The sequence below is a fragment of the Stenotrophomonas sp. YJH_SMC_133 genome (assembly GCF_059370655.1).
In genome coordinates this window covers 56,281-82,109 of the sequence record NZ_JCAFTW010000008.1, presented here as the reverse complement: position 1 = coordinate 82,109, position 25,829 = coordinate 56,281, and the positions used below count along the sequence as shown (strand labels likewise).

The window sequence follows — 25,829 nt, the reverse complement described above, 5'->3', positions numbered from 1 at the left end:
CAGTTGCCGTTGATTGCAGCAGGTGCAGGGCTGCAAGCCCTGCAGAACACCCCTTACCCCGCCATCACCGCTTCAATCTCGTCGGCGCTGCGCGCCAGGCCTTCGGTCAGCACGCGATGGCCGTCATCGGTGATCAGCACGTCATCCTCGGTACGGATGCCGATACCGCGCCAGCGCGGTTCCACCGTCGTGTCATCCACGCCGATGTACAACCCGGGCTCGATGGTGAACGCCATGCCCGGCTCCAGCAGACGCGAGTCACCCGCCAGGCGGTAGTCGCCCACGTCGTGCACGTCCATGCCGATCCAGTGCCCGGTCTTGTGCCGGTAGAAGCGCTGGTACAGGCCTTCGGCCAGGTTCTTTTCCAGCGTACCCTTCAGCAGGCCCAGCCGCAGCAGGCCCTCGGTCAGGGTCTGCACTGCGGCGAGGTGACCGGCTTCGTACGGCACGCCCGGCCTGGCCTGGGCCAACGCAGCGGCCTGCGCATCGCCGACCAGGTCGTGCAGTGCACGCTGCTCAGCGCTGAAGCGGCCATTCACCGGGAACGTGCGGGTGATGTCACTGGCGTAGCCACGGTACTCGGCACCGGCGTCGATCAGCACCAGCTCGCCGTCGCGCGAACGCGCGTTGTTGTCGCGGTAATGCAGGATGCAGCCGTTGCGGCCGGCGCCGACGATGCTGCAATAGGCCGGCACGGCGTCGTTGGCGCGGAACACGCGTTCCAGCTCCGCCTGCAGTTCGTACTCGTGGATGCCGGCCCTGGCGGCCCTCATCGCGGCCAGATGCGCACGCACGCTGATCTGCGCGGCGTGGTGCATCAACGCCACTTCGGCACCGGACTTGAACAGGCGCTGCTCGTGCAGCAGGTGGCCCAGTTCGAGGAACTCGTGCGGCGGCTGCGCACCGTGGCGCACCTGCGAACGCACGCGGTTGACCCAGCCGATCAGCTTCAGGTCGAAGTCGGCATCCCGGCCGAAGTGGTAGTAGACGCGCGAACGGCCTTCCAGCAGGCCCGGCAGGATGTCGTCCAGATCATCGATCGGGTAGGCGTCGTCCATGCCGTACTGCGCCACCGCGCCTTCCTGGCCGGCGCGGCTGCCGTCCCAGGCTTCGCGTTCGGCATCGCGCTCGCGGCAGAACAGGATGGCCTCGCCGTGGCGTCGGCCCGGGATCAGTACCAGCACTGCTTCCGGCTCCGGGAAGCCGCTCAGGTACTGGAAATCCGAATCCTGCCGGAACGGATAATGGGTATCGAGGCTGCGCACCTTCTCGGCTGCGGCCGGCAGTACCAGGATCGCGTCCTCGCCGGCCATGTCCATCAGCTGGCGGCGGCGACGCTTGTATTCGCCGGCCGCGATGCCGGTGCGCTGCTTGATGTCCATCAGTTCAGGCGCTGCCGATGGCGCGAGGCCAGCACCACGTCACCGTGCAGCAGCAGCACCGCCACGCGGATGAATTCCTCGATCTCCGACAGGGCTTCGTCGTCATCATCGCCGCCGGCCTCGAAATCCTCGCTGGAGGCGCGGGCCAGGCTGGCCATGTCGGTCAGCGCTTCCTCGCCCTCTTCGGACAGGGCTGGCCGGTTGCCACCACTGCCCAGACCGAAGCCGCCCAGGAACGAGCGGGTCCAGCTGAACATGGCATCGGCCTGCGCGGACACGTCATCGTTATCGGTCAGCAGCAGTTCGAAGGCGAAGTCACGGTCTTCCAGCTGCTTGATGGTGACCTGCAGCAGCTGCGCCAGCACGCTGTCGGCAGCCACCGGCGCCAGGCTGTCGTCGGCCAGCACGCGCGCCGGCCAGTCGTTGCCGGGGGCGCCGCCGGCGGCCAGCCAGCCACACAGCGCGCCGTGCAGCTCGGCAGCGGTGGCGCCCAGGCCCAGTTCCTGGCTGGCGCGGGTAACGTCGTCGACGGAGGGAAGTTCGGTCATCGTGCGGCTCGTTCGGAAAGGAAACCCGGGGCGCGCACGCGCGCGCCCGTGAGACCCCGTAGTGTAGCAACCCGACGGCATCCTCTCCGCAGCCGTCCAGCCTTGCTGCGACAACGCTTGACCGCCCTTACCCGGCTTGCCTATCGTGCCCGTATGGAACCCGCTGATCCCCTTGCCCAGCTGCAGGACTTCGCCGCCCGCGTGGAAGCGTTGCTTGAACGCAACCAGCGCCTGGCCGAGGAGAACCGCAGCCTGCGCCACCAGCAGGAACAGCTGGTGGCCGAGCGCTCGACGCTGCTGGCCAAGAATGAGCAGGCACGTTCGCGGGTGGAAGCAATGATCAGCCGGCTCAAATCCCTGGAGCAGCACACATGAGCGCCGAACCGGTCAGTGTCCGCATCCTCGATCGTGAATACACCGTGGGCGTCGGCGGCGATGAACGCGACAGCCTGATGGCCGCCGCGCGCCTGCTGGATGCGCGCATGCGGGAGATCCGCGGCAGCAACCGCATGGCCGCGGTCGATCGCGTCGCCGTGCTGGCCGCGTTGAACCTGGCCCACGAACTGCAGCTGCTGCGCGACGAAAACGCCCGCCAGGCGGTGGCCCTGCAGCAGACGCTGGCCGACCTGAACCGGCGCCTGGACCGCGCCATCGACGGCGGCGCCTGAAAATCGCGCAGAACGCGTCTTCTCATATCTGAATTGGCACGGACTGTTGCCGACGAACGGCCTATCCAGATTCTGCACGCTGGCTATAATGGCCACGCGTTCTCTGCGGTACTCGACGGCATGTGCAAACATTCGCCTTGTCCCTTAAGAACGACACCGGGAGCGCGACAGCGCCGGGAGTGCAGGTCCGCCTTGTAGCGGGAAGCCCGATGGTCCTCCAGCGTTCCCACTTGAGCCCCCGGGTTCAAGGTCGTTTCGCATGCATCGACATTGCGGAGAATGCAATATTCCAGCAAGGGCGGCGTCTTCGGGCGTCGCCCTTGTTCTTTGCGGCACAATGACGGCTGATCCTTGCCGCACGCTGCCATGACCGACCCGCGCCAGGCCCTGCGCCACGACCTGCGGCAACGCCGCCGTGACCTTTCCGCCGCTGAGCGCATCGCCGCCGCCGAATCCCTTGCCGATGCCCTGCTGGCGCTGCCGTTCGCCCCGCGCGAAGGCGCCGTGGCTGGCTACTGGGCGCTGGATGGCGAAATCGCCCTGCACCGCTGGCAGCTGCAACTGCCCGAAGGCCTCACCTACTGCCTGCCGGTGCTGGCCGGTGAGGTGCTGCGCTTCGCGCCGTGGCGGCCGGGGCAGCCGCTGACCAGCAACCGCTACGGCATTCCCGAGCCGGACGTGGCGCTGGAAGACACCCTGGAACCAGCACAGATGGCGCTGGTGGTGGCCCCGCTGGTGGGTTTCGACACGCAGTGCCGGCGGCTGGGCATGGGGGGCGGCTGGTATGATCGCAGCTTCGCCTTCCGCCACGACCGGCCGGCGCCGCCCTGGCTGGTCGGTGCTGCGTTCGCGGTGCAGCAGGTCGAGTCCTTGCCGGTGGCGTCGTGGGACGTGCCGGTGGATGCGATCTGCACCGAAGACGGCACCCTGTTCCCCTCCGCTGCCCCCGTGAACGCATGACCGCCCGCAAGCGCTACTGGCTGATGAAGTCCGAACCGGACGCCTTCTCCATCGATGACCTGGCCAAGGTCAAGGTCGAACCCTGGAACGGGGTGCGCAACTATCAGGCGCGCAACTTCATGCGCGATGGCATGCAGGTGGGCGACGGCATCCTGTTCTACCACTCCAATACCAAGGTGCCCGGCATCGTCGGCCTGGCCACCGTGGCCAGTACGGCCTACCCGGACGACACCCAGTTCGATCCGAAATCCGACTACCACGACCCCAAGAGCACGCGCGAAAACCCGCGCTGGATGCTGGTGGACGTGGCCTTCGACCGCAAGCTCAAGCAGGTGATCGCGCTGGACGAGATCAAGCTGCACGCCGAAGAACTCGGCGAGGGCTTCCCGCTGGTTGCCAAGGGCAACCGCCTGTCGGTGTTCCCGGTGACCGCCGCGCAGTGGAAGCTGCTGCTGTCGCTGGAAAAGAAATCCTGATTCCCTGCCTGAGAGTTCTCCCATGTCCGAAGCCAAGCGCCTGGCCGCCGAGAAAGCCATCGAGTACGTTGAAGACGGCATGATCGTCGGTGTCGGCACCGGTTCCACCGTGGCCTATTTCATCGATGCCCTGGCCCGCATCCAGCACCGCATCAAGGGCGCTGTTTCCAGCTCCGAGCAGAGCACCGCGCGCCTGAAGCAGCACGGCATCGAGGTGATCGAGCTGAACCACAGCGGCAACCTGTCGCTGTACGTCGATGGCGCCGATGAGTGCGACGCCAACAAGTGCCTGATCAAGGGCGGCGGCGCCGCGCTGACCCGCGAGAAGATCATCGCCGAGGCCAGCGAGCGCTTCATCTGCATCGTCGACCCGAGCAAGCAGGTGCCGGTGCTGGGCAAATTCCCGCTGCCGGTGGAAGTGATCCCGATGGCGCGCAGCCTGGTCGCCCGCCAGATCCGCGACATGACCGGCGGCCAGCCGACCTGGCGCGAAGGCGTGGTCACCGACAACGGCAACCAGATCCTGGACATCCACAACCTGCAGATCACCGATCCGGAAAAGCTGGAGCGCGAGCTCAACCAGCTGCCGGGCGTGGTCTGCGTGGGCCTGTTCGCGCGCCGTCGCGCCGATGTGGTGATCGTCGGCGGCGAGCCGCCGGTCGTGCTCTGACCCTTTCGAAGGATCCTGACGATGTCGCTGTTGCGTTCGCTGCTGATGCTTCCGCTGCTGGCCCTGGCCGGCTGTGCCACCGACGCGGCCCGCCATTGGGTCGAGCTGGATGGCGCCCGCTACCAGGTCGAGCTGGCCACCAACGATGAAACCCGCGCGCGCGGGTTGATGTTCCGCGACCAGATGGCCGCCGACCACGGCATGCTGTTCATCCACGACCGCGAGGAAATGCAGGCGTACTGGATGAAGAACACGAAGATCGCGCTGGACATCCTGTACTTCGACAGCGAGCGCAGGCTGGTCAGCCAGCAGCGCGACGTTCCGCCGTGCTCGGCCGGCGACATGTGCCCGCCGTATCCCAGCGGTGGCCCGGCCCGGTACGTGCTGGAGCTCAATGCGGGCCAGGCCGAGAAGCTGAAGCTGAAGGACGGCACGGAGCTGAAATTCGGCCCAGGCATCGAGTAACAGGGTTCTGCCCGCGGTAGTGCCGGCCGCTGGCCGGCAACCCTGCAGGGGTCAGATCCCTTTCGCACGCGAAAGGGATCTGACCCCCGGATTTTTCACGCGGCACCGCTTGAAACCGCCTGCGAATGACGCCAGTCTGTGGTCATGCAGGACCGGATCACACTCCCCGACTGGGATGCACTGGCCGACCTCGAAGACGAGGCGCTGCCCTTGTTGCCGACCGCGCTGCTGATCGCGCGCGATGAATACCCCGATCTGCAGCCGTCCACCTACGACGCGCTGATCCAGAGCCATGTCGACCACCTCCGCTCGGAAGTGGAGAGCATCGACAACAGCCCACTGAAAATGGCGGCGATCAACCGCCACCTGTTCGACGAGCTGGGCTACAGCGGCGACCACGACGAGTATTACGACCCGCGCAACAGCTACCTCAACCAGGTGTTCGAGCGGCGCCTGGGCAATCCGATCTCGTTGGCGCTGGTGCAGATGGAAGTCGCGCGCCGGCTCGGCATACCGTTGGATGGCGTGTCCTTCCCCGGCCACTTCCTGGTGCGCTTGCCGGTGGACGACGGCGTGCTGGTGATGGACCCGTTCAACGGTGGCCGGCCACTGGACGTGGACGAACTGCGCGAACGCGCCAAGTCACACCTGGGCGGACAGATGCCCGATGACCAGGTGCTGGCGCAGATCCTCGACCCGGCGCCGGCGCGCGCGATCCTGATGCGCATGCTGCGCAACCTGCATGGTGTCTACGCCGAAGCCGGTGAATGGGATCGTGCCGCACGCAGTGCCGACCGCCTGCTGAAACTGGCGCCCGAGCAGGACGACGCGCTGCGCGACCGCGGCCTGGCGTACCTGCAACTGGAGTATCTGGCCGGTGCCCGCCATGACCTGGGGCAGTACCTGAAGCGCAATCCCGAGGCCAGCGACGCGCAGTGGCTGCGCGAGAAGCTGATCGACCTCGGCGGGCCGATGCCGCGGCTGCATTGAGGGTGTCGGTGTGTGGACCAACGGTCCACACCCACCCCAACGGTCCGCACCCACAGGATGGGCCGGGTGGCCCGCCGGTCAATCGACCTCGACCATCTCGAAATCGGCCTTGGTCACCCCGCAGTCCGGGCAGGTCCAGGTTTCGGGAATGTCCTCCCAACGCGTCCCGGGCTCAATACCCTCCTCCGGCAAGCCTTCCGCTTCGCTGTACAGGAAGCCGCAGACCACGCACATCCAGGTTCGCAGGGTGGTGGGGCTGGCGTCGCTCATCGGATAATCGGGGCTGGATTCACGGGCGGCCATTGTCCCATTGCAGCCCACGCACCGGTAGCCATCGATGACTTCTGCTTCCCCGGCGCCCCGCGGCGTCTACCTGATCACCCCGGACGAGCCCGATACCGCGCGCCTGCTGGCCCGTACCGCGCCGCTGCTGGCCGCGGGTGCCACCTGGCTGCAGTACCGCCACAAGACCGCCAGCGATGCCCTGCGGCAGGAACAGGCAACGGCCCTGCAAGGCCTGTGCGCCGCCCACGGCGTGTCGCTGATCGTCAACGACGATCCGGTGCTGGCCAAGGCCGTGGGCGCGGCCGGCGTGCATCTGGGCGGCACCGACGGAGACATCCCCAGCGCGCGCGCGCTGCTCGGTGCCGAGGCCATCATCGGCGCCTCCTGCTACGACCAGCTGGCCAATGCCGAGAAGGCCGTGGCGGCCGGCGCCAGCTATGTGGCCTTCGGCGCCTTCTTCCCGACCACCACCAAGGTCACCAGCAGCCGCGCCCACGCCGACCTGCTGCGGCAAAGCGCCGCACTCGGCGTGCCGCGGGTGGCGATCGGCGGCCTGACGCCGGACAATGTCGGTCCCATCATCGACGCCGGCGCCGATCTGGTGGCCGTGGTCAGCGGTATCTATGCCGCATCGGACCCGGTCGCGACCCAGCGCGCCTATCTCGCCCAGTTCGCGTAATGCCCAGGAAAGCCCCATGAACCACGACCAGTCCCACGCCCTGTTCTCCCGTGCCCAGCAGCTGCTGCCGGGCGGCGTCAATTCGCCGGTACGTGCGTTCAAGTCGGTCGGCGGCGAGCCGTTCTTCGTTGAACGCGCCGATGGCGCCTACCTGTACGACGTCGATGGCAACCGCTACATCGACTACGTCGGTTCCTGGGGCCCGATGATCGTCGGCCACAACCACCCGGCCGTGCGCCAGGCGGTGAAGAAGGCGATCGACAGTGGCCTGTCCTTCGGTGCGCCGTGCGCGGCCGAAGTCACCATGGCCGAGACCATCACCGGCCTGGTGCCATCGTGCGAGATGGTGCGCATGGTCAACTCCGGCACCGAGGCCACGCTGTCGGCGATCCGCCTGGCGCGTGGCGCCACCGGCCGCAACCGCATCGTCAAGTTCGAAGGCTGCTACCACGGCCACGGCGACTCGTTCCTGGTCAAGGCCGGCAGCGGCATGCTGACCCTGGGCGTGCCGACCTCGCCGGGCGTCCCGGCCGGCCTGAGCGAACTGACCCTGACCCTGCCCTACAACGACTTCGAAGCGGCCACCGCCCTGTTCGAACAGCAGGGTGACGACATCGCCGGCCTGATCATCGAACCGGTGGTCGGCAACGCCAACTGCATCCCGCCGCGCGAGGGCTACCTGCAACACCTGCGTGCGCTGTGCACGAAGCATGGCGCGCTGCTGATCTTCGACGAAGTGATGACCGGCTTCCGTGTTGCCCTCGGCGGTGCGCAGGCGCATTACGGCATCACCCCGGACCTGACCACTTTCGGCAAGATCATCGGCGGTGGCATGCCGGTGGGTGCCTACGGTGGTCGCCGCGAGCTGATGCAGCAGATCGCACCGGCCGGCCCGATCTACCAGGCCGGCACGCTGAGCGGCAATCCGGTGGCGATGGCCGCCGGCCTGGCGATGCTGGAGCTGGTCCAGCAGCCGGGTTTCCATGCCGACCTGGCCGAGCGCACCGCACGCCTGTGTGCGGGTCTGGAAGCGGCCGCCGCCGACGCCGGTGTGGCCGTGACCACCACCTGCGTGGGTGCGATGTTCGGGCTGTTCTTCACCAGCGAGAAGGTGGAGACCTATGCGCAGGCCACCGCCTGTGACATTCCGGCGTTCAACCGCTTCTTCCACGCGATGCTGGAGCAGGGCGTGTTCCTGGCCCCGTCGGCGTACGAGGCCGGCTTCCTGTCCAGCGCGCACGACGATGCCGTGATCGAGGCGACGCTGGCCGCAGCACGCGTGGCGTTCAAGGCTGCCAAGGGCTGATCGCAAAAAAGGGGACGGAGGGGATTAAGTCGTTTGTGCACAAACGACTTAATCCCCTCCGTCCCCTTTTTTTCAACCGAAGACGAACTTGCCCTTCATCATCGCGAAGTGGCCGGGGAACGAGCAGAAGAAGGTGTAGTCACCGCCCTTCTGCAGGCCCTGGGTGGAGAAGCGCACGCGCGTGGTCTCGCCACCGCCGATCACCTTGGTGTGCGCCAGCACGCGCTTGTCGGCCTTCGGCAGGTAGCTGTCGGCCAGGGTCATGCGCATGCCCGCCATCGCCACCGGCTGGTAATCGGCGGTACGGGTCAGCACCCAGTTGTGACCCATCGCGGTGACAGCCAGCTTGCCGGTGTGGCGCAGGGTCAGCTCCACGGCGGTGCAGTCGGTGGCGACCTTGATCTCGCGGCTGCTGAAGCTCATCTGGTCGGTGCTGTCGATGCTGACCGCACACACCCGCGCCATCGCCGACGGCGCCAGCATCAGCGCGCCCAGTCCCACTGCCACCATCCAAGCCTTCATCGTTGCATCTCCTGCGGATTCAAGCGCCATTCTAGGCAGCCCCCTGTGGCCGCGTCTGCGACCGTCTGTCGCACGCGCACTCCAGGGTTTCCGCGCATCCACCGCGATGGCATGCTCGGCTGATGCGGATCGATCTGTTGCTGCTGGATGTGGACGGCGTGCTGGTGCAGTACCAGCGCGCGCAGCGCGTGCTGCATCTGGCACAGGCGCTGGATGTCGCGCCGGAAACCGTGCAGGCCGCGCTGTACGACAGCGGGCTGGAAGCGGCACATGACAATGGCACGCTGTATGGCCCGGCCTATCTGGCGCAGCTGAGCAAACAGCTGGGCCGTACCGTTGATGTACACACGTGGATCGCGGCGCGACAGGCCGCCAGCCATCCACAGCCGGCCGTGCTGCAGCGCCTGCAGGCCCTGCAGCTGCCGATGGCGGTGCTGACCAACAATGGCGCACTGATGCAGCAGGCCTTGCCGACTCTGCTACCGGAACTGTTCCCGGCGCTCCAGGGCCGCGTGTTCTGCAGCGCGGAGTTCGGTCTGCGCAAACCGGCGCCCGCGGTGTTCCTGCGCACGCTGGAAGCACTGGACGTGGCACCTGCGCGCACGCTGTTCGTCGATGACCTGTTCGCCAACGTGCGCGGCGCACGCGCCGCCGGCCTGCACGCGGAAACCGTGCGCGATGGCCGTGGGCTGGGCAAGGTGTTGAAGCGTTACGCGGTGGGCTGATCGGGGTCAGAGCCCTCTCCGCAGGAGAGGGATCCGACCCCAGCATTATGGCGTCAGCGTGCGGCGATGAACGCGGCAATTGCCGCGCGCAGGCGCTTGAGGCCTTCAGCCACTTCTTCGTCGGTGATGTTCAGCGACGGCACGAAGCGCAGCACGTCCGGGCCGGCCTGCAGGGTCAGCAGCCCCTGCCCGGCGGCGTGGTCGAGGATCGCACCAGCCTGGCCGGCGAAGTCCTTGCTCAGCACCGCACCCAGCATCAGGCCGCGGCCACGCACCTCGCTGAACACGCCGAACTCTTCGTTGATGCGCGCGAAGCCATCGCGCAGCGCCTTCGACTGGCGGCTGACGTTGGCGGCGATCTCCGACGAGGCCAGCTTGCGCAGCGCCACGCGGGCCACCGCAGCGGCCAGCGGGTTGCCACCGAAGGTGGTGCCGTGCGCGCCAAACTGCATGGTCTCGGCCACCTTCGGGCCGGCCAGCATCGCACCGATCGGGAAGCCGCCACCCAGTGCCTTGGCCAGGGTGACCATGTCCGGCACCACGTCGTCCTGCCAGTGCGCGAACAGCGTGCCGGTGCGGCCCATGCCGGCCTGGATCTCGTCCAGCACCAGCAGCGCGTCGTGCTGGTCGCACAGTTCGCGCACGCGCTTGAGGAAGCCGGACTTGGCCGGCATCACGCCGCCCTCGCCCTGGATCGGCTCCAGCATCACCGCCGCCACGTCACCGGCGGCCATCGCGGTTTCCAGCTGCACTTCGTCGTTGAAATCGATGTAGCGGAAGCCACCCGGCAGCGGCTCGTAGCCTTCCTGGTACTTCGGCTGCGCGGTAGCGGTCACCGCGCCCATGGTGCGGCCGTGGAAGCTGCCACGGAAGGTGATGATGACGCGCTTGTCGGCCGGGCGGCCCTGGCTGGAGGCCCACTTGCGGATCATCTTGATCGCCACTTCGTTGGCTTCGGCGCCGGAGTTGCACAGGAACACCCGCTCGGCGAAACGACTGGCCTTCACCAGTTCCTCGGCCAGGTGCAGCGGCGGTGCGCTGTAGAACACGTTGCTGGTGTGCCAGAGCTTGCCGGCCTGCTCGACCAGCGCGGCCACCAGGTCCGGATCGTTGTGGCCCAGGCCGCACACGGCGATGCCGGCAGCCAGGTCGATGAACTCACGGCCCTGGCTGTCCCATACGCGGGCGCCCTGGCCTCGCTCCAGTACCACCTGGCGGGGCTTGTAGACCGGCAGGTAATAGTGCGAAAGGGAGATCAGCGGATCGGTCGCGGCGGTCATGGCAGTCGGCAGGGTTCAGGAACGCCCATTCTCGCGCCGGAACCCCTGCGGCACAATGCGCCCATGCGACCGTTTTCCGCCCCCCAGCTCAACCCCGCCACCGAGACCGGCTGGCGCCGTCGGTGGTTCGACATCATCTACCGCCATGACACCCGCCCTTCGCGCAATTTCGACCTGATCCTGGTGGTGGCGATCGTCGCCAGCATCCTGGTGGTGATGATCGACAGCGTGCAGCACCTGCATGCGGAATGGTCCACCGGCCTGTACATCCTGGAATGGGGATTCACGATCATCTTCACCGCCGAGTACCTGCTGCGGCTGGCGGTGGTCAAGCGCCCGCTGCGGTATGCAGTGAGCATCTGGGGCATCATCGACCTGCTGTCGATCCTGCCCGCCTACCTGTCGATGTTCATCCCCGGCGCGCAGAGCCTGCTGGTGGTGCGCGCGCTGCGCATCCTGCGGGTGTTCCGCATCCTGAAGCTGACCCGCTACATCGAGGAAAGCGGCGTCCTGATGACGTCGCTGTGGCGCAGCCGGCGCAAGGTGCTGGTGTTCCTGTTCACGGTGATCACCATCACCATCATCGCCGGTGCGCTGATGTACGTGATCGAGGGCCCCGAACACGGTTTCACCAACATCCCGGCCAGCATGTACTGGGCGGTGGTGACCATGGCCACGGTCGGCTTCGGCGATATCGTGCCGCAGACCGTGCTCGGCCGCTTCGTCACCTCGGTGCTGATCCTGATCGGCTACAGCATCATCGCCGTGCCCACCGGCATCTACACCGCCGAACTGGCCAGCACCATGCGTGAAGCCGAGCAGGCCGCACGCCGCGATGCGCGTGGCTGCCCGGACTGTGGGCTGGAAGGCCATGAACCGGATGCACTGCACTGCCGCAAGTGCGGCGGCAAGCTGCCGGATGCGTTCAGTCATTGATGCGAGCGCCGGCGATGTACACCGGCGCACGCTGATCACGCCATGAGCGGGAGCACTACTGGCGGTTGCTCTGGAAAACGAGCGTGTTGTATTCCTGCATCAGCTTGCTGGCCGATCCACGGGGCGCCATCGACGGCGAATCAAGCATGCGTCGTTCGAAATCGGTGTAAGGCTCTTTCTCGCTGACGCGCTGCAGCCGCGCCTTGCCTTCCCGACGGAAGTTCTCGGCCTCACGCTCGAAGCTGTTCCAGTCCAGCTTGCCCGGTTCCTGATCAGCCACCTTCGCATGTGCTTCGTCGGAAATGCGGTTGAACGCATCCAGACGCTCGCGGGCCTTGGCCTGATCGAAATCATCCTCGCTCATCAGATCCATGATGGCCTTGGCTTCCAGCATCATCGCCAGGCGGTAGTACTCGCGCGTGCGACCCTCGGCCTGCTCCAGTGCCTTGAGCTGCTCGCGCTGGGCGGCGTCGTTCTGGCGCTCCAGCTCGGCATTGAACGTTTCGCTGGCAGCCACGAAATCCTTGAAGGCGACCATCAGGGGCGCGTGCAGCTGCTTGCCCTTGGCGAACTGGTCGTCTTCGTAGTCCTGGCGATCGTAGTAGTCGTGCGCGTCCTTGCTGATCGGCACCAGTGCCTTCAGCGCCTGCTGGTAGTGGCCAGCAGCAGCATCGAGTTCGGCCAGCACTGGCTTGGCAGCGATCGCCTCGGTCACGGGGGCATCGCACTGCTTCATGTCGTAATCGCTGATCTCGAACGGACCGTACACCTGTGTCTCGCGACCGGTCGGGCCGGCGGCGACATCCTTGATCCAGCGCGTATAGGACTCGATGCTGCCGTGGGTCTTCGAATCAAGCGCGTTGAAGCAGCCGATGTAGGCGTTGAGCTTGGCGGTCAACTGCTGCTGCGGGTCGGACGGCGCCGCGCTGGCGTCCGGCGTGCCGGATGCAGCGGCGCCGCCCGCAGCGGCGGGTGCCTTGCCACCGCAGGCGGCCAGGATCAACGACAGCGAAGCGGCCAGCGCCGCGACGGAAAGAGTGCGTGGCATGTGTTCACATCCCTGTTGAAAACGATTACAGACGCACATTCTAGCGCAGCAGGCCGAAGCTCGCAGCCTCGGCCTCTTCCGGCGACGTACGATCAATCCAGGAACAGATCCGGCAGCAACGGACGCGATGGATCCACTGCGTAGCCCGAAAGATCGGTGATACCCGCCTGCGCCAGCACGTCATCGTCGATCAGGAACTGGCCATGGAAGCCCGCCGCTTCGCGCACCAGCACCGCATGCGCGGCATCAGCCATGATCTGCGGCATGCGGCAGCCGGCCGCATCCACGCCCGGGATCATGTTGATCGCATCGGTGGCGATGACCGTGCGCGGCCACAGCGCATTCACCGCCACGCCCTGCGGGCCGAATTCCGCGGCCAGGCCCAGGGTAACGAAGCTCATGCCCATCTTCGCCAGCGTGTAGCCGGTATGCGGTGCCCACCACTTCGGCTCCAGACTGGGCGGCGGTGCAAGGGTGAGGATGTGCGGATTCGGCGCCTGCAGCAGGTACGGCAGGCAGGCCTGCGCGCACAGGAAACTGCCGCGCGCATTGACCTGCTGCATCAGGTCGAAACGCTTCATCGGCGTATCCAGCGTACCGCGCAGCCAGATCGCGCTGGCGTTGTTGACCAGGATGTCGATGCCACCGAAGGTATCGACCGTGGCCGCAACCGCCGCGTGCACCTGCTCTTCCTCGCGGATGTCGCACTTCAGGGCCAGTCCCTGCCCGCCTGCCGCCGTCACCGCTTCGGCCGCGGTATGGATGGTGCCCGGCAGCTTCGGATTCGGCACCGACGACTTGGCCGCAATGGCCACGTTGGCGCCGTCGCGCGCAGCGCGCAGTGCGATGGCCAGGCCGATCCCACGCGAGGCTCCGGTGATGAAAAGCGTTTTGCCCTGCAGACTGCCCACGTTCCACACTCCAGCGTATGCAATGAGCCGCTAGTATGCCGCGCCGACGCGGAGTTCACCCGGCCTTGACGATACTCGGGCCTCCAGCCAACGCACGAGGTCCACGCCATGCGCCGTTCCCGCCTGTTGCTGCCTGCCCTGGGGCTTGCCCTGCTGACTGCCTGCCAGGGCCGTTCGCCGGAACCCGGCAAGGAGCCACCCGCCGGTGACGCGCCCAGCGCGGAGAAGGCCGCCGCCGACGGCAAGATGCGCTGGAGCGAGGCCGTGGTCTGGGATGGCGATCTGAACGCATGCCGCCAGGGCGAGAATGCCGCCACCCGGGATTGCCTGCGCGATGCGATGCGAGCGGGGGGAGCAAGCGCCGAGGCGATCACCGCGGCCGAGCAACTGTCCAGCGCCGGGGAACTGGCGTATGTGACCGCCTGGCATGAGAACGAGGGGCTGGGCATTGCCACGGTCGAGTATCCCTTCCGGGCCAACACCAACGAAGGCACCCGCCTGGTCGACGCCAGCGGCAAGCGCATCGATGTGGATGCCGTACAGCTGGACGACACGCTGCGTGCCGACCCGGCCGTGCAGGAGCTGTTGAAGGCCAACCCGCAGGCCACGCCATTCGCGCCGGCGCAATCGGCCGGAGCGACACCGCTGGAGGGCGGCGGGATCCGCCTGCTGTACCGCACACCGCTGCGCGACTGCCACGCCTGCCCGGACGTGGGCCAGCTGCAGATCGCCTATGACTTCGATGCCAAACGCAACTTCATCGGCCAGCAGGTGGTGCCGGCGACGCCGTAATCCGGAAACGCCGCGTGTCGCCTGGCATGGCCCGGCGAGCGCAGTGTCGAATCATCGGTACGCCTGCACCTGCTTCTGCAGCAGATGCGGCACGATCAACCTGTGCACGGGCGCGACCGGCAGCATGTAGAGGCGCCCGAATGCGTTATGCGTATGCACCACCGTCACCACTTCCAGCGCATCGCCCTGCCATTGCAGGGCCAGCTGTACGCGCAGGTGGCGATCATCGTCTTCCAGCACGATGGCGTCGTCATCCAGCGACTGCAGGGTGAAGATGCCCAGCCGCTGGCCGGCAGCCGGATCGTCGGTGTCCTGCACCGCACGCAATGAGCCAAGGTGCTTCATCCCAAGCAGGCGCATGCCGTGGTTGCGCAGCGCCATCAGACCATCGAACCAACCGGGAATGCTCGCGGCCATGTCGCGATAGGCCTGCAAGGCCGAGCGCCCATCACGACGGGTGGTCGCATGGCACGCATGCACGAAATCCGCACCGGGCAGCTGAGTTCGCAGCACGCTGCCCGCGCTCGGCGGCGCGCTCATCACCTGCGATGCACTCACGGCTTCGGTCCCTGCCCCTCGTTGTCTTCCCAGTGCAGGATGCGGCGGGTGACGAAGCGGTAGACCGGCTTGCCGGTGGCGAACCACAGCTCGCGCACCCACGACGTACGCTTGAGCACGCGCTTCTCCACCGGGGTGAGTGATTCGCGGCAGTACATGCGCTTGTGCTTGAGCAGGTGGCGCAGGTCCTCGCGGGCCAGCAGCCGCATCCAGCGCGAGCGCGGGTTGCCGATCACCGCCAGCTGGAAGTCGATCAGCGCCGGTCGTCCATCTTCAGTGACCAGCCAGTTGGCTTCCTTGGCCAGGTCGTTGTGGGCCACGCCATTGCGATGCAGCTGCTGCAGCAGGCGACGCGCGGCGCGGAACCAGGCCAGATCGCCGCGCGGCGGACGCTGGTACATGGCATCGCCGGCCATGAAGCTGCGGTCGAGGTGGCGGCCATCCCAGGCCAGCAGCTGCGGCACATCGGCCATGCCATGGATATGGCGCAGCGCGCGTGCTTCGCGACGTGCAAGCCACCACGCGGGCAACCGCAGCCACAGCGGCGTGGCCCCCAGATCGCGGCGTACGAACGGGCCATCGGGCCCTTCAACCAGAAGGATCTGACCGAAACTGTCGGCCTTCAAAGCACGGTGGGGAGCGTCTGGCGTATGCGGCATGACTCCATTCTAGGCGATGGCGCCGGTTGCAAACGGTCACGAAGCGGCTGGGAACCAGTCACCTTCACGCCCCTATAATCGGGCAATGGACTCTTCATGGATCGACGCCACGCTCGCGTGGATTGCCGCTCACCCCGTGCTGGCGGGCGCCGTTATCTTCCTCATCGCCTTCTGCGATGCGGTCATCATTCTTGGCGCCATCGTGCCGGCGCTGCCACTGCTGTTCGCGGTGGGCGTGTTCATTGGCCTGGGCCAGATCTCCGGGCCGTACGCGGTGGCGGCTGCGGCATTGGGTGCGTTTGCCGGCGATGGCATCAGTTACTGGATCGGCCGCCGCTGGGGCGACCGCCTGCGCGGCGTGTGGCCGTTCAGCCGTTACCCGCAGCTGCTCGACCGCGGCGAAAACCTGTTCCGCCGCAATGCCTTCAAGAGCATCCTGGTGGCACGCTACGTCGGCGCGATCCGCCCGTTCGTGCCGGCCATCGCCGGCATGATGAAGATGCCCGCCAGCCGCTACGTGCAGGCCAGCGGCATCGCCAGCATTTCCTGGGCGGTGCTGTTCCTGGCGCCGGGCTGGATCCTCGGCGAAGCGTACGACGCGGTGGCTGCTGTGGCCGGGCGGCTGGTGGTGGTGGTCGGCCTGCTGGCGGTGATCCTTGGCCTGGTCTGGGCTATCGTGCTGTACGGCTACCGCTGGTCGGCCGCACGCATGGACAACTGGCTGGCACGCCTGCTGGACTGGTCCAACCGCCACCCGACGCTGGGCCGCTACACCGTTGGCGTGCTGGACCCGAAGCGGCGCGAATCGGTGCCGCTGGCGATGCTGGCGCTGATGCTGCTCCTGCTGGGCTGGGGCTGGTTCGCGCTGTTGACCGTGGTGGTCGCACACGGCGAGCCGCTGGCGATCGACCTGCTGGTGCACCAGGCCATGCTGGCGCTGCGCAATCCGCTGGCCGACTACCCGATGGCTGCGCTGGCGTCGCTCGGGGCCTGGCAGGTCCTGCTGCCGGCCACCGCCGCGGCGATGGGCTATCTGATCTGGCGCCGACGCTGGATGGCCGCTGCGCACTGGCTGGCGGCACTGGCCTTCGGCCTGGCGCTGACCATGCTGCTGGGCGCCACCGTGGATGTGGTGCGCCCGATCGACGCCAGCAGCGGCTTCGGCTTCCCGTCGGTGTCGGTGACCATGGCCACCATCACCTTCGGCTTCTTCGCGGTGCTGATCGCACGCGAGATGCCCGGCCGCACCCGCGTCTGGCCGTACCTGGTCTCGGGCATCGTGGTCAGCCTGATCGGCTTCTCGCGCCTGTACCTGGGCGCGCATTGGCTGAGCGACGTGATCGGCGGCATGCTGTTCGGCACGTTCTGGCTGCTGGTGCTGGGCATCGCCTATCGCCGCCGCTTCAACCGCTCGTTCTGGGTGAAGCCGGTGGCCTGGCTGTTCTACGGCGTCTTCGCCGTGGCGGCGATGTGGTACGCACCGCGCAACATCCCGGTGAAGCTGGAACGCTTCGAACCGACCCTGCCGGCCCCGCAGGCGATGGACATGCAGGCCTGGTGGCAGCACGACTGGGCCACGCTGCCGGCGCGCCGCAACGAGTTCGACGACGACCAGCGCTGGCCGCTGGACGTGCAGGTGGCCGGGCCATTGGCACCGCTGCAGGCGCAGCTGGAAGCGCGTGGCTGGAAGCGGCAGGAACAGGCCGGCTGGCAGCAGGCGCTGCTGATGCTGGACAAGAACACCGGCGCCGATGAACTGCCGGTGCTGCCGGCGACGCTGGACACCCGCGTGGAAGCACTGCTGATGGTGCGCCAGGGTGCGAAGCCGGACGAACGCTATGTGCTGCGCCTGTGGCCGGCACCCGCGCAGCTGCAGGCGGGCAACACGCCGCTGTGGCTGGGCAGTGCACAGACCCTGCGTTACGAACGCCACTTCGAGTGGATCGGCATGTGGCACCCGCTGCGTGGCGTCGACCCGGCGTTGAACGCGGTGAAGGACGCCGTGCAGGACCTGCCGCAGCGCGAGGACGTGCACAGCGAAACCGGATTGCCGGTGCTGCGGTTGAAGACCACCACGCCCTGAGGAGGCCGCCGGGCATGACCCGGCGCTGCCGCAACACGGACAGGTAGCGCCGAACCATGCCCGGCGGAGTAGATCCACGCCATGCGTGGATGACATTCCCCGCATGCACCAGCGTGTGCACCAAGGTGCACACCCACCCAAAGCAGGCTGCTACGGCATCCAGCCCAGCAACTGCTGCAACCGCTGGTGCGGGTCGTCCATCTGCAGCAGCTGCAGGCGCTGCTGCTCGCTCAGCGGCAGCAGTTCGGCCAGCCGCCAGCCAACCCAGCTGGCCTGGTCCAGCAACGCCGGATTGGCCGGCGCATAGGCCTCACCGGCCTGCTCGATGATGTGCCCCAGCACCGTGGCCAGCAGCGCATGCTGCGGCCGCAGCTCATCGTCGGGGTCTTCGTCGCACCAGCGCACGTCGGCCACCACCAGGCCGTTGTCGCGTACGCGGGTGCGCTCGACATGGAAGCGGCGGGTGCCTCGCAGGCGCAACTGCAGCACGCCGTCGGCGCCGACATCGAAGTCTTCGATGCGTACCTGCACGCCATAGGCTGCCGGTGTCGCCGGGGCTCCCACTTCCTGGCCGTCGAGGATCAGGCAGACACCGAAGCCCTCGCCACTGCGGCCGCTGTCGCGGACCAGATCCAGGTACCGCCGCTCGAACACGCGCAGCCCGACCGCTGCACCCGGCACCAGCGTGGTGTGCAGCGGAAACAGCGGCAGTGACGTGTCGCTGCTCATCGGGCCTGCAGCGCGGCGAGGAAGCGACGCGGTGCGCCGTCGAAGCCCCCATTGGACATGAACACCACGTGGTCGCCACTGCGCGCGCTGGCCTGCAGCTGCGCCAGCAGCGCGTCGGTATCGGGCACCGCGTGCGCTTCGCCGCGCACCGCGGCGATCACCGCGGCCGCATCCCAGGCCAGTTCCGGGCGATGCAGGAACACCACCTCGTCAGCCAACGCCAGCGACGGGGCCAGCGCCTGCGCGTGAGCGCCCAGCCGCATCGAATTGCTGCGCGGCTCCATCGCGACCACGATGCGCGCGTCACCCACCTTGGCACGCAAGCCTTCCAGCGTGGTGGCGATCGCGGTCGGGTGATGGGCGAAATCGTCGTAGATGGTGATGCCGTCATGGCGGCCGATCACTTCCATGCGGCGCTTGACGCTGCGGAAGCGCGCCAGCGCAGGAATCACGTCGGCCGGCGCCACGCCCACCGCATGTGCGGCAGCCAGCGCAGCCAGGCCGTTGAGCACGTTGTGGCGGCCCAGCAACGACCAGTGCACATCGCCCATTGCCTGCCCGCGGTGGTGCACGCGGAAGGCGCTGCCATCGGCGGCCAGCAGCTCGGCATGCCATTCCAGCGACGGGTCGAAGCCGAAGCGCTCGACCGGGGTCCAGCAGCCCATCGCCAGCACTTCGGCCAGATGCGGGTCCTCGCCGTTGACGATCAGTCGGCCACGCGCCGGCACCGTGCGCACCAGGTGGTGGAACTGGCGCTGGATCGCGGCCACGTCCGGGAAGATGTCGGCGTGGTCGTATTCAAGGTTGTTGAGGATGGCCACCAGCGGCCGGTAGTGCACGAACTTGCTGCGCTTGTCGAAGAACGCGGTGTCGTACTCGTCGGCCTCGACCACGAACTCACGGCCCTGGCCCAGCCGGGCGGAGACGCCGAAATCCTCGGCGACGCCGCCGATCAGGAAACCGGGCGAACGACCGGCGCTTTCCAGCAGCCAGGTGAGGATGGTGGTGGTGGTGGTCTTGCCATGGGTACCTGCCACGGCCAGGGTGTCGCGACCCGGCAGTACCTGTTCGGACAGCCATTGCGCTCCCGAAATGTAGCGCTGGCCGGCGTCGAGCACGGCCTCAACGGCGGCATTGCCGCGCGAGAGGGCGTTGCCGATCACCACGTCATCGGTGCCGGCCGGCACGCTGTCGGCGCGGTAGCCCTGGTCCAGGGCGATGCCCAGCTGCTCGAGCTGGGTCGACATCGGCGGATAGATGGCCTGGTCGCTGCCGCTGACCGTATGGCCCAGTTCCCGCGCCAGGGCGGCCACGCCGCCCATGAAGGTGCCGGCGATTGCAAGGATATGTACGCTGCTCATGACCGAGGATTGTGACCGATGACGGCTGTATAGGGCCAATGTCCGCCCCCGGGTAAGACAAGTCCTACACGGGATGTGAGAAAACTCCAATCACCTGTCAGGGAATTCCCGATAGCGATGTTCTGTGAACCCGGACACAATTCGAACTGCCAGCCGCAGTACCCGAACCGGTCCTACTCCCCAAGAGGCCATCCCCAAGGGAGCTCATGCTGCGGGGCCCTGAGCAAGCCCTTCGCTGGCGCCTGTCAAACGACACAGGCCTGATCCTCACGGACCAGGCCTGTGTTTTTTTGCGCCCGAAGGGCCGGCAACAGACCGGCCCCGCCGGATCAGGCCTTGATCGCCGCCAGGATGCGGGCTTCGATCTCGTCCAGCTCACCGACGCCATCGACGCGGGCCAGGGTGCCACGGCCGGCGTAGAAGTCGACCACCGGGGCGGTCTGGTCGTTGTAGACCTGCAGGCGCTGGCGCACCGCTTCCGGCGTGTCGTCGGCGCGGCCCTGTTCCTTGGCACGACCGGCGATGCGCTCGACCAGCAGCTCGGTGGCCACGTCCAGCTGCACCACGGCATCCAGCGGCTGGCCGATCTTGGCCAGCAGGCCGTCCATCGCATTGGCCTGGGCCACATTGCGCGGGTAGCCATCAAGAATGAAGCCCTTGGCGACATCGGGCTGGGTCAGGCGCGACTCCAGCATGCCCAGCAGGATGTCGTCCGACACCAGGTTGCCGGCATCCATCACCGTCTTGGCCTGCTTGCCCAGCTCCGTGCCCGCGGCGATTTCCGCGCGCAGCATGTCACCGGTCGAAATGTGGGCGATCCCCAGCTTTTCCTTCAGGCGCGTCGCCTGTGTCCCCTTGCCCGAACCGGGCGGTCCCAACAGAACCAATCGCATTGACCTGACTCCAACGTGTTGAAAACAAAGAAGGTTCGCATCCCGGACGGACCGGTATCGCTGCACCGCAATAGCGCCACTTTACCGCATCCGGGTAATGTCCCTGCAATGTCCTTTCCCCCGAGCAGGTAGACGCATGCGCAACGGTACTCTCCTCTACGCCCAATCCGGTGGTGTCACCGCGGTCATCAACGCCACGGCGGCGGCGGTGATCGAGCAGGCCCGGGCCAAGGGCATCAAGGTCCTGGCCGCGCGCAACGGCATCCTCGGCGCGCTGCGCGAGGAACTGATCGACACCAGCAAGGAGAGCGCTGCGGCCATCCGCGCCCTCGCCCATACCCCGGGCGGCGCGTTCGGCTCCTGCCGGGTCAAGCTGAAATCGCTGGACGCCGACCGCGCCCGCTACGACCGCCTGCTGGAGGTGCTGCGTGCCCATGACGTGCGCTGGTTCCTCTACAACGGCGGCAACGACTCGGCCGATACCGCGCTGAAGGTCTCGCAGCTGGCCAAGGCCTCCGGCTACGACCTGACCTGCATCGGCGTGCCCAAGACCATCGACAATGACCTGGCAGTGACCGACACCTGCCCCGGCTTCGGCTCGGCGGCCAAGTACACCGCGGTGTCGGTACGCGAGGCAGCGCTGGACGTGGCGGCGATGGCCGAAACCTCCACCCGCGTCTTCATCTACGAGGCGATGGGCCGCCACGCCGGCTGGCTGGCCGCGGCCGCTGGCCTTGCCGGCAACGGCGATGACGAAGCGCCGCACATCATCCTGCTGCCCGAACGCGCCTATGACGAGGCGGCGTTCCTGGCCAAGGTGAAGGCCGTGGTCGAGCGCGTCGGCTACTGCGTGGTGGTGGCGTCGGAGGGCATCGCCACCGCCGATGGCCGCTTCGTCGCTGACGCTGGCGGCGGCAAGGACTCGTTCGGCCACTCGCAGCTGGGCGGCGTGGCCGCGCACCTGGCCGGCCGGGTCAAGGACCAGCTGGGCCTGAAGGTGCACTGGGCGCTGCCCGACTACCTGCAGCGCTCGGCCCGGCACCTGGCCAGCAGGACCGACTGGGAGCAGGCGCAGGCGGTCGGCAAGGCCGCCGTGCAGCTGGCGCTGAAGGGCCAGAACGGCGTGATGCCGGTGATCGTACGCAGCAGCGATGCGCCCTACCGCTGGAAGATCGAAGCGGCGCCACTGTCGAAGATCGCCAACCATGAAAAGAAGATGCCCGCCGGCTTCATCCGCCGCGACGGCTTCGGCATCACCGCCAGGGCGCGGGCCTATCTGTCGCCGCTGATCAAGGGCGAAGCGCCGCTGCCGTATGGCGCCGACGGCCTGCCGAAGTACGTCACCCTGAAGAACGTGGCGGTGAAGCAGAAGCTGCCGCCGTTCGAGGGCTGACCCGAAAAAGGGGACGGAGGGGATTAAGTCGCATACGCCCCTCTGTCATCTCCAACAGCGTCAGCATTGGGTCGGATACGACTTAATCCCCTCCGTCCCCTTTTAATGGAGGAACACCATGGCATTGCGTGTTGTTCGACTCGGTACGCCGCGCGTGCCTGGCGAGGGCCTGCGCATCGGCACCGTGCGGCGGCCGCCGCGCGGCGTTCCGCGCAGCGAGTTCGCCCGACAGGACTGGTACGACGTCTGGTTCCCGACCCTGTCACCCAGCGCGGAACTGGTGAAGCGGGCGCATGAGGCGAAGACGGCCGCCGACTGGACCGCGTTCTTCCGCCACTACAAGGCCGAGATGAAAGCGCCCGATGCCGCCCATGCACTGGACCTGCTTGCCGCACTGTCGCAGCACAGCGACATCAGCGTGGGGTGCTACTGCGAGGATGAGGCGCACTGCCATCGCAAGGCCCTGCGCGAGCTGCTGGCGGCGCGCGGGGCGACGCTGGCCGAGTGATGATTGCAGGGTTGCCGGCCAGCGGCCGGCACTACCCGTGTATGACCGCTTGGGTACACCGCCCAGGCAATTTCAGTTGCAGGCCTTGCCTTCCATCTGCAGCTGCGCGGCGAACATCGTCACCTGCGGAATCTGGCCGGCAGCGGCCTGCTTCTTCGCTTCCTCCAGATAGATGCGCGACTGGCCCTGACCGTCCAGCTCGACCTTGTTGGTCGACGGCAGGCGCCACACGCGCACCACCGCCTGCTGTGCCGGGCATGCTGCGCTGGGCACGCGGATCACATCATTGAGCTTCCAGCCCTTGTCGGCACTTGGCTGCGCCTTGGCGTAGTCGACGAAGCGCGCGCGCGGCTGGCACTGCTCACTGGTACGCACCGCAGAGAAGCGGTACGGCTCGGCCGCCTGCCCGGTGAAGGCGCCTTCCAGGCGCGCACAGGCCTCGGGGATCTGCCGCAGCGTATGCACCGCGCCTACCGCCTGCGGAGCGCCCACGGCGCGCTGTAGCTCCGGGGTTTCCGCGGCGAGTGCTGGTACAGCCGGGACCAGGGCGGCAAGCATCAACAGGGACAGGCGCATGGGAGATCTCCTACAGGACTGAGCGCAGGCTTGCAGAGCTTGGCTTAACGGGGTGCAAAGGCCTGTGACTCTCGTGCCCCTGGCCCGGCGACAGGGCCCGCGCGCATGGCGATGCCTTCCATCCTGAGGGCACCCACAGGTTCAGGAGGCGCGGCTAGTAGAAGCCAGTCGAGTACGGCTCGACTCTACAAGTGGCGGCACGCATACTGCGGGCACCAGGGAATGCTGAACACCGCCATACGTCGGACGACCGCCAAGGTCGGTACGGGTTGGTTCCAGGCTGCAGCCCGTCGTCCCCCTCGTGGTGCCGTTCATCGCCACTGGATGCCTACATCCATTCTGCGGAGGGGTCTAATGCTGGAACGTCACGGGCTGTCATTGGCGCTGGGCTGCGCCATTCTCGCGATCCTGTTCGGAATCGTCTCGGCGCGCTGGATCCTGCGCCAACCCACCGGCAATGAACGCATGATCGCGATCGCCACGGCGATCCAGGAAGGTGCGCGTGCCTATCTCAACCGCCAGTACCTGACCATTGGCGTGGCCGGTGTGGTGCTGTTCGTGCTGGTCGGTGTGTTCCTCAGCTGGTACACCGCGATCGGCTTCGCGGTCGGCGCGATACTGTCCGGCGCGGCCGGCTATATCGGCATGAACGTGTCGGTACGCGCCAACGTGCGCACTGCCGAAGCTGCACGCCACGGCATCAGCGCCGCAATGGACGTCGCCTTCCGCGGCGGTGCCATCACCGGCATGCTGGTGGTCGGCCTCGGCCTGCTGGGCGTGGCCGGCTACTACGCGCTGCTGCTGCGCATGGGCCTGCCGATGGAACAGGCGCTGCATGCGCTGGTCGGCCTGGCCTTCGGCTCGTCGCTGATCTCGATCTTCGCGCGGCTGGGCGGTGGCATCTTCACCAAGGGCGCCGACGTCGGCGCCGATCTGGTCGGCAAGGTGGAAGCCGGCATTCCCGAGGACGACCCGCGCAACCCGGCGGTGATCGCGGACAACGTGGGTGACAACGTGGGCGACTGCGCCGGCATGGCCGCCGATCTGTTCGAAACCTACGCGGTGACCGTCATCGCAACGATGCTGCTGGGCAGCCTGATGCTGGCCGAAGCCGGAACCAATGCGGTGCTGTATCCGCTGGTGCTGGGCGGCGTATCGATCATCGCCTCGATCATCGGCGCGCTGTTCGTCAAAGTGAAGCCTGGCGGCTCGATCATGGGCGCGCTGTACAAGGGCGTGATCGTCTCCGGCGTGCTGGCCGCCATCGCCTTCTACCCGATCACTACCGGCCTGATGGGTGACAACGTGCACGGGCCGATGGCCCTGTACGGCTGCGCGTTGATCGGCCTGGTCCTGACCGGGCTGATCGTGTGGATCACCGAGTACTACACCGGCACCCAGTACAAGCCGGTGCAGCACGTGGCGCAGGCCTCGACCACCGGCCACGGCACCAACATCATCGCCGGCCTCGGCATCTCGATGAAGTCCACCGCGCTGCCGGTGGTGGCCGTGTGTGCGGCGATCTGGGGCGCGTTCGCGCTGGGTGGGCTGTACGGCATCGCCATCGCCGCCACCGCGATGCTGTCGATGGCCGGCATGATCGTCGCTCTTGATGCCTACGGGCCGATCACCGACAACGCCGGTGGGATTGCCGAGATGGCCGAGCTGCCCTCGGAGATCCGCGACATCACCGATCCACTGGATGCGGTTGGCAACACCACCAAGGCGGTGACCAAGGGCTATGCGATCGGTTCGGCCGCACTGGCCGCATTGGTGCTGTTCGCGGACTACACGCACAACCTGCAGGCTGCACATCCCGGGCAGGAATTCCGCTTCGACCTCAGCGACCACACGGTGATCATCGGCCTGCTGATCGGCGGCCTGATTCCCTACCTGTTCGGTGCGATGGCGATGGAAGCGGTCGGCCGCGCGGCGGGTGCGGTGGTGGAGGAAGTACGTCGCCAGTTCCGCGAGATCCCCGGCATCATGCAGGGCACCGGCAAGCCGCAGTACGACAAGGCGGTGGACATGCTGACCCGCTCGGCGATCCGCGAAATGATCGTGCCCTCGCTGCTGCCGGTGGCGGTGCCGGTGGTGGTCGGCCTGCTGCTGGGGCCACGCGCACTGGGTGGCCTGCTGATCGGCACGATCGTGACCGGCCTGTTCGTGGCCATTTCGATGACCACCGGCGGTGGCGCCTGGGACAACGCCAAGAAGTACATCGAAGATGGCCACTTCGGCGGCAAGGGCAGCGAGGCGCACAAGGCTGCGGTGACCGGCGATACCGTCGGTGACCCGTACAAGGACACGGCCGGCCCGGCGATCAATCCGCTGATCAAGATCATCAACATCGTCGCGCTGCTGCTGGTGCCGTTGCTGTAGATCCACGCCATGCGTGGATGACGGCCTCGATGGGGTCAGAGCCC

General features: G+C 67.2%; 29 protein-coding genes and 1 other RNA gene. 17 read left to right on the top strand and 13 right to left on the bottom strand.

The annotated features are described in order from the left end of the window. Positions 1-53 precede the first annotated feature (53 nt). Both AC5P78_RS12980 and AC5P78_RS12975 read right to left on the bottom strand, forming a co-directional pair. Entirely contained in the window at positions 54-1,376 is a 1,323-nt protein-coding gene (locus tag AC5P78_RS12980; protein WP_086016280.1) for an aminopeptidase P N-terminal domain-containing protein, read from the bottom strand. Positions 1,377-1,381: 5 nt separating this feature from the next. Beyond that, the gene (locus tag AC5P78_RS12975; RefSeq protein WP_138969839.1) at positions 1,382-1,930 is read right to left on the bottom strand and encodes a YecA/YgfB family protein; all 549 of its coding nucleotides are present in this window, start codon (positions 1,928-1,930) and stop codon (positions 1,382-1,384) included. Between the two features lie 153 nt (positions 1,931-2,083). Between AC5P78_RS12975 and AC5P78_RS12970 the strand changes: the two genes are divergently transcribed. The 8 genes from AC5P78_RS12970 to AC5P78_RS12935 all read left to right on the top strand — a co-directional run bounded on the left by AC5P78_RS12970 (position 2,084) and on the right by AC5P78_RS12935 (position 6,159). Then, on the top strand, positions 2,084-2,305 hold the full coding sequence (locus AC5P78_RS12970) for a TIGR02449 family protein (protein WP_005410898.1): 222 nt from the start codon (positions 2,084-2,086) through the stop codon (positions 2,303-2,305). Further along, positions 2,302-2,598, top strand: coding sequence for a cell division protein ZapA (locus tag AC5P78_RS12965; RefSeq protein WP_006467013.1), 297 nt, complete (start codon positions 2,302-2,304; stop codon positions 2,596-2,598). Before AC5P78_RS12970 ends, AC5P78_RS12965 begins: the two co-directional genes overlap by 4 nt. Positions 2,599-2,695: 97 nt before the next feature. Continuing rightward, positions 2,696-2,881: non-coding RNA, 6S RNA (gene ssrS / locus AC5P78_RS12960), on the top strand. Between the two features lie 83 nt (positions 2,882-2,964). Next, positions 2,965-3,558 (top strand): 5-formyltetrahydrofolate cyclo-ligase, encoded by a 594-nt coding sequence (locus tag AC5P78_RS12955; protein ID WP_138969840.1) that lies wholly within the window; start codon positions 2,965-2,967, stop codon positions 3,556-3,558. Further along, positions 3,555-4,034 (top strand): EVE domain-containing protein, encoded by a 480-nt coding sequence (locus AC5P78_RS12950; RefSeq protein WP_005410901.1) that lies wholly within the window; start codon positions 3,555-3,557, stop codon positions 4,032-4,034. Before AC5P78_RS12955 ends, AC5P78_RS12950 begins: the two co-directional genes overlap by 4 nt. Before the next feature lie 22 nt (positions 4,035-4,056). Continuing rightward, positions 4,057-4,704 carry a ribose-5-phosphate isomerase RpiA gene (rpiA, locus tag AC5P78_RS12945; protein ID WP_006389802.1) on the top strand — a complete coding sequence of 216 codons (648 nt, stop codon included), beginning with the start codon at positions 4,057-4,059 and terminating at the stop codon, positions 4,702-4,704. A gap of 21 nt (positions 4,705-4,725) precedes the next feature. Continuing rightward, positions 4,726-5,169, top strand: a complete 444-nt coding sequence (locus tag AC5P78_RS12940; RefSeq protein WP_138969841.1) for a DUF192 domain-containing protein — start codon at positions 4,726-4,728, stop codon at positions 5,167-5,169. Positions 5,170-5,313: 144 nt separating this feature from the next. Beyond that, a complete protein-coding gene (locus tag AC5P78_RS12935) occupies positions 5,314-6,159 on the top strand; it encodes a SirB1 family protein (RefSeq protein ID WP_024957828.1) in 846 nt (281 codons plus the stop codon). A gap of 78 nt (positions 6,160-6,237) precedes the next feature. Here AC5P78_RS12935 and AC5P78_RS12930 read toward each other — a convergent pair whose 3' ends face one another. Then, the gene (locus tag AC5P78_RS12930) at positions 6,238-6,462 is read right to left on the bottom strand and encodes a rubredoxin (RefSeq protein WP_005410905.1); all 225 of its coding nucleotides are present in this window, start codon (positions 6,460-6,462) and stop codon (positions 6,238-6,240) included. Between the two features lie 34 nt (positions 6,463-6,496). On the opposite strand from AC5P78_RS12930, the gene thiE reads away from it, so the two are divergent. Together thiE and hemL are read left to right on the top strand one after the other, a co-directional pair. Beyond that, entirely contained in the window at positions 6,497-7,123 is a 627-nt protein-coding gene (thiE, locus tag AC5P78_RS12925; RefSeq protein ID WP_049395370.1) for a thiamine phosphate synthase, read from the top strand. A gap of 16 nt (positions 7,124-7,139) precedes the next feature. Next, the gene (hemL, locus tag AC5P78_RS12920; protein ID WP_049395371.1) at positions 7,140-8,429 is read left to right on the top strand and encodes a glutamate-1-semialdehyde 2,1-aminomutase; all 1,290 of its coding nucleotides are present in this window, start codon (positions 7,140-7,142) and stop codon (positions 8,427-8,429) included. Positions 8,430-8,501: 72 nt separating this feature from the next. Here the strand turns inward: hemL and azu are convergent, their stop codons facing one another. Beyond that, a complete protein-coding gene (gene azu / locus AC5P78_RS12915; RefSeq protein ID WP_138969842.1) occupies positions 8,502-8,951 on the bottom strand; it encodes an azurin in 450 nt (149 codons plus the stop codon). A 122-nt stretch (positions 8,952-9,073) separates the two neighbouring features. Here azu and AC5P78_RS12910 point away from each other — a divergent pair, with 122 nt between their 5' ends. Then, a complete protein-coding gene (locus AC5P78_RS12910) occupies positions 9,074-9,676 on the top strand; it encodes an HAD-IA family hydrolase (protein WP_099561289.1) in 603 nt (200 codons plus the stop codon). Between the two features lie 53 nt (positions 9,677-9,729). Here AC5P78_RS12910 and AC5P78_RS12905 read toward each other — a convergent pair whose 3' ends face one another. Beyond that, positions 9,730-10,956, bottom strand: coding sequence for an acetylornithine transaminase (locus AC5P78_RS12905; RefSeq protein WP_138969843.1), 1,227 nt, complete (start codon positions 10,954-10,956; stop codon positions 9,730-9,732). 63 nt (positions 10,957-11,019) lie between these two features. Here AC5P78_RS12905 and AC5P78_RS12900 point away from each other — a divergent pair, with 63 nt between their 5' ends. Continuing rightward, the gene (locus AC5P78_RS12900) at positions 11,020-11,892 is read left to right on the top strand and encodes an ion transporter (protein WP_005410911.1); all 873 of its coding nucleotides are present in this window, start codon (positions 11,020-11,022) and stop codon (positions 11,890-11,892) included. Positions 11,893-11,947: 55 nt separating this feature from the next. Here the strand turns inward: AC5P78_RS12900 and AC5P78_RS12895 are convergent, their stop codons facing one another. Together AC5P78_RS12895 and AC5P78_RS12890 are read right to left on the bottom strand one after the other, a co-directional pair. Continuing rightward, on the bottom strand, positions 11,948-12,940 hold the full coding sequence (locus AC5P78_RS12895; RefSeq protein WP_138969844.1) for a YiiG family protein: 993 nt from the start codon (positions 12,938-12,940) through the stop codon (positions 11,948-11,950). A 92-nt stretch (positions 12,941-13,032) separates the two neighbouring features. After that, complete coding sequence (locus AC5P78_RS12890; protein ID WP_062605701.1) at positions 13,033-13,851, bottom strand: SDR family oxidoreductase; 819 nt, start codon at positions 13,849-13,851, stop codon at positions 13,033-13,035. Positions 13,852-13,959: 108 nt separating this feature from the next. Between AC5P78_RS12890 and AC5P78_RS12885 the strand changes: the two genes are divergently transcribed. Then, positions 13,960-14,643, top strand: coding sequence for a hypothetical protein (locus tag AC5P78_RS12885; RefSeq protein ID WP_005414380.1), 684 nt, complete (start codon positions 13,960-13,962; stop codon positions 14,641-14,643). A gap of 51 nt (positions 14,644-14,694) precedes the next feature. Here AC5P78_RS12885 and AC5P78_RS12880 read toward each other — a convergent pair whose 3' ends face one another. Both AC5P78_RS12880 and AC5P78_RS12875 read right to left on the bottom strand, forming a co-directional pair. Further along, positions 14,695-15,183, bottom strand: coding sequence for a DUF2867 domain-containing protein (locus AC5P78_RS12880; protein ID WP_012481179.1), 489 nt, complete (start codon positions 15,181-15,183; stop codon positions 14,695-14,697). Between the two features lie 14 nt (positions 15,184-15,197). After that, positions 15,198-15,860, bottom strand: coding sequence for a serine/threonine-protein kinase (locus AC5P78_RS12875; protein ID WP_012481180.1), 663 nt, complete (start codon positions 15,858-15,860; stop codon positions 15,198-15,200). Between the two features lie 85 nt (positions 15,861-15,945). Here AC5P78_RS12875 and AC5P78_RS12870 point away from each other — a divergent pair, with 85 nt between their 5' ends. Next, the gene (locus tag AC5P78_RS12870; protein ID WP_012481181.1) at positions 15,946-17,943 is read left to right on the top strand and encodes a bifunctional DedA family/phosphatase PAP2 family protein; all 1,998 of its coding nucleotides are present in this window, start codon (positions 15,946-15,948) and stop codon (positions 17,941-17,943) included. A 150-nt stretch (positions 17,944-18,093) separates the two neighbouring features. Here AC5P78_RS12870 and AC5P78_RS12865 read toward each other — a convergent pair whose 3' ends face one another. The 3 genes from AC5P78_RS12865 to AC5P78_RS12855 all read right to left on the bottom strand — a co-directional run bounded on the left by AC5P78_RS12865 (position 18,094) and on the right by AC5P78_RS12855 (position 20,926). Continuing rightward, the gene (locus AC5P78_RS12865) at positions 18,094-18,672 is read right to left on the bottom strand and encodes an LON peptidase substrate-binding domain-containing protein (protein ID WP_012481182.1); all 579 of its coding nucleotides are present in this window, start codon (positions 18,670-18,672) and stop codon (positions 18,094-18,096) included. Beyond that, a complete protein-coding gene (mpl, locus tag AC5P78_RS12860) occupies positions 18,669-20,033 on the bottom strand; it encodes a UDP-N-acetylmuramate:L-alanyl-gamma-D-glutamyl-meso-diaminopimelate ligase (protein ID WP_024957120.1) in 1,365 nt (454 codons plus the stop codon). Before mpl ends, AC5P78_RS12865 begins: the two co-directional genes overlap by 4 nt. Positions 20,034-20,362: 329 nt before the next feature. Then, positions 20,363-20,926, bottom strand: a complete 564-nt coding sequence (locus AC5P78_RS12855; RefSeq protein ID WP_005410920.1) for an adenylate kinase — start codon at positions 20,924-20,926, stop codon at positions 20,363-20,365. A gap of 136 nt (positions 20,927-21,062) precedes the next feature. Between AC5P78_RS12855 and AC5P78_RS12850 the strand changes: the two genes are divergently transcribed. Further along, entirely contained in the window at positions 21,063-22,319 is a 1,257-nt protein-coding gene (locus tag AC5P78_RS12850) for a 6-phosphofructokinase (RefSeq protein ID WP_005410921.1), read from the top strand. A 118-nt stretch (positions 22,320-22,437) separates the two neighbouring features. After that, entirely contained in the window at positions 22,438-22,827 is a 390-nt protein-coding gene (locus AC5P78_RS12845; protein WP_065184001.1) for a DUF488 domain-containing protein, read from the top strand. Positions 22,828-22,899: 72 nt separating this feature from the next. On the opposite strand, the gene AC5P78_RS12840 is transcribed toward AC5P78_RS12845, so the two are convergent. Then, a complete protein-coding gene (locus AC5P78_RS12840) occupies positions 22,900-23,403 on the bottom strand; it encodes a hypothetical protein (protein ID WP_005410923.1) in 504 nt (167 codons plus the stop codon). A gap of 354 nt (positions 23,404-23,757) precedes the next feature. On the opposite strand from AC5P78_RS12840, the gene AC5P78_RS12835 reads away from it, so the two are divergent. After that, complete coding sequence (locus AC5P78_RS12835) at positions 23,758-25,785, top strand: sodium-translocating pyrophosphatase (RefSeq protein WP_059035334.1); 2,028 nt, start codon at positions 23,758-23,760, stop codon at positions 25,783-25,785. Positions 25,786-25,829 lie beyond the last annotated feature (44 nt).

Bases quoted from the DNA above. Each gene is read 5' to 3' on its own strand.
- AC5P78_RS12950 (WP_005410901.1), top strand. From the start codon at position 3,555: ATGACCGCCCGCAAGCGCTACTGGCTGATGAAGTCCGAACCGGACGCC.
- AC5P78_RS12870 (WP_012481181.1), top strand. From the start codon at position 15,946: ATGGACTCTTCATGGATCGACGCCACGCTCGCGTGGATTGCCGCTCAC.
- AC5P78_RS12850 (WP_005410921.1), top strand. From the start codon at position 21,063: ATGCGCAACGGTACTCTCCTCTACGCCCAATCCGGTGGTGTCACCGCG.
- AC5P78_RS12965 (WP_006467013.1), top strand. From the start codon at position 2,302: ATGAGCGCCGAACCGGTCAGTGTCCGCATCCTCGATCGTGAATACACC.
- AC5P78_RS12895 (WP_138969844.1), bottom strand. From the start codon at position 12,940: ATGCCACGCACTCTTTCCGTCGCGGCGCTGGCCGCTTCGCTGTCGTTG.
- hemL (WP_049395371.1), top strand. From the start codon at position 7,140: ATGAACCACGACCAGTCCCACGCCCTGTTCTCCCGTGCCCAGCAGCTG.
- rpiA (WP_006389802.1), top strand. From the start codon at position 4,057: ATGTCCGAAGCCAAGCGCCTGGCCGCCGAGAAAGCCATCGAGTACGTT.
- AC5P78_RS12975 (WP_138969839.1), bottom strand. From the start codon at position 1,930: ATGACCGAACTTCCCTCCGTCGACGACGTTACCCGCGCCAGCCAGGAA.
- AC5P78_RS12935 (WP_024957828.1), top strand. From the start codon at position 5,314: ATGCAGGACCGGATCACACTCCCCGACTGGGATGCACTGGCCGACCTC.
- AC5P78_RS12875 (WP_012481180.1), bottom strand. From the start codon at position 15,860: ATGCCGCATACGCCAGACGCTCCCCACCGTGCTTTGAAGGCCGACAGT.
- AC5P78_RS12840 (WP_005410923.1), bottom strand. From the start codon at position 23,403: ATGCGCCTGTCCCTGTTGATGCTTGCCGCCCTGGTCCCGGCTGTACCA.
- AC5P78_RS12900 (WP_005410911.1), top strand. From the start codon at position 11,020: ATGCGACCGTTTTCCGCCCCCCAGCTCAACCCCGCCACCGAGACCGGC.
- AC5P78_RS12865 (WP_012481182.1), bottom strand. From the start codon at position 18,672: ATGAGCAGCGACACGTCACTGCCGCTGTTTCCGCTGCACACCACGCTG.
- AC5P78_RS12940 (WP_138969841.1), top strand. From the start codon at position 4,726: ATGTCGCTGTTGCGTTCGCTGCTGATGCTTCCGCTGCTGGCCCTGGCC.
- azu (WP_138969842.1), bottom strand. From the start codon at position 8,951: ATGAAGGCTTGGATGGTGGCAGTGGGACTGGGCGCGCTGATGCTGGCG.
- AC5P78_RS12845 (WP_065184001.1), top strand. From the start codon at position 22,438: ATGGCATTGCGTGTTGTTCGACTCGGTACGCCGCGCGTGCCTGGCGAG.
- AC5P78_RS12835 (WP_059035334.1), top strand. From the start codon at position 23,758: ATGCTGGAACGTCACGGGCTGTCATTGGCGCTGGGCTGCGCCATTCTC.
- mpl (WP_024957120.1), bottom strand. From the start codon at position 20,033: ATGAGCAGCGTACATATCCTTGCAATCGCCGGCACCTTCATGGGCGGC.
- AC5P78_RS12910 (WP_099561289.1), top strand. From the start codon at position 9,074: ATGCGGATCGATCTGTTGCTGCTGGATGTGGACGGCGTGCTGGTGCAG.
- AC5P78_RS12905 (WP_138969843.1), bottom strand. From the start codon at position 10,956: ATGACCGCCGCGACCGATCCGCTGATCTCCCTTTCGCACTATTACCTG.
- AC5P78_RS12855 (WP_005410920.1), bottom strand. From the start codon at position 20,926: ATGCGATTGGTTCTGTTGGGACCGCCCGGTTCGGGCAAGGGGACACAG.
- AC5P78_RS12885 (WP_005414380.1), top strand. From the start codon at position 13,960: ATGCGCCGTTCCCGCCTGTTGCTGCCTGCCCTGGGGCTTGCCCTGCTG.
- AC5P78_RS12880 (WP_012481179.1), bottom strand. From the start codon at position 15,183: ATGAGCGCGCCGCCGAGCGCGGGCAGCGTGCTGCGAACTCAGCTGCCC.
- AC5P78_RS12930 (WP_005410905.1), bottom strand. From the start codon at position 6,462: ATGGCCGCCCGTGAATCCAGCCCCGATTATCCGATGAGCGACGCCAGC.
- thiE (WP_049395370.1), top strand. From the start codon at position 6,497: ATGACTTCTGCTTCCCCGGCGCCCCGCGGCGTCTACCTGATCACCCCG.
- AC5P78_RS12970 (WP_005410898.1), top strand. From the start codon at position 2,084: ATGGAACCCGCTGATCCCCTTGCCCAGCTGCAGGACTTCGCCGCCCGC.
- AC5P78_RS12955 (WP_138969840.1), top strand. From the start codon at position 2,965: ATGACCGACCCGCGCCAGGCCCTGCGCCACGACCTGCGGCAACGCCGC.